At 64.0% G+C, this 1,038-nt stretch carries 1 protein-coding gene; it reads left to right on the forward strand.

Annotation, left to right across the window (positions count from 1 at the left end; all coding sequences use genetic code 11):
- Positions 1 to 93: 93 nt before the first annotated feature.
- The coding region (locus IEW22_RS19795; RefSeq protein ID WP_268235507.1) for a DUF222 domain-containing protein at positions 94 to 1,038 on the forward strand (945 nt) is incomplete at its 3' end.

The raw sequence follows: 1,038 nt of genomic DNA on the forward strand, positions 1-1,038 counted from the left end.
GAAACAAGCCCTCGCTCAACTCGCCCTAGCCTACCCCGACCGAATCAACCCCTACCTCTAACCCACACGAGCACAACTACTTACACAAAAATCTTGACAAGCTCGCTGCAGCGCCTGCGCGATGCGTGTGACCGCATCGTGTTCCGCCACGACCCCGCCGCTGTCCGCGAACGCCGAAAGGCCTCCGTCGAGGACCGCAGAGTCTGGGCCGAAAACGCCGGCGACGGCATGGCTGTGCTGCACGCCTCCATGACCGCCGAAAACGTGCGCATCGCTACAGCCCGCATCGACGCGTTGGCGAACAGTGTGTGCGATGGCGATCCGCGTCGTGACGGCGCCCGCCGGTCCGACGCCGTCTTCGCGCTGCTGTCCGGCGAGTTGTTCGAGTGCCAGTGCGACCGCGGCGACGACTGTGATGCCACGATTCCCGCGCCGGCGATGGTGCAGGCCGCCGAAGCACAAGTGATCATCCATGTGATCACCGAAGCTGCGACACTCGAAGAACCGGAGCCGGAGCCGGAAGCGACAGAAGCTGCTGCTGAGGCCGACGATGCCGAGCCCGCACTGTTCGACGCCGAGAGCGCACAGTCGAGGACAGAAACTCGCGGATGTCGCAACCCGGAGTCTGTTGAACCTGTTGCGGCTGAATCGGATCCGATCACAGAGTCCCACTCTGCCGATGAGGAGTCGGTACCGCCCGCGAAGCCCGAGCCCACGACCAAGCGCGCCTATTCTCCGCGCCACTCCGGTCTCGGGTTCATGGACGGTTACGGTGTGATCTCCGGTGACTATGTGCGGGAGTTGGCCCAACGCGCCGGGGCGGTCATCAGACCGATCAACCCGGCCGGGAAACCACTACTACCGCACCTATCCTCGGATCCGTACCGGCCCAGCACGGCGATGAGCCTGTTCATTCGTATCCGGGACGGTTATTGCGGCTCTTCGAAGTTAGCCGGGCACTGCTCAGCAGTGGAATTGCTGGATGTTGGCCCGCTGGGCGCGGGTGCAGTGGAATCGTATCCGGCGCCGCGAGTTCTC

This window comes from Gordonia jinhuaensis, from assembly GCF_014639795.1.
Lineage (GTDB): Bacteria > Actinomycetota > Actinomycetes > Mycobacteriales > Mycobacteriaceae > Gordonia_B > Gordonia_B jinhuaensis.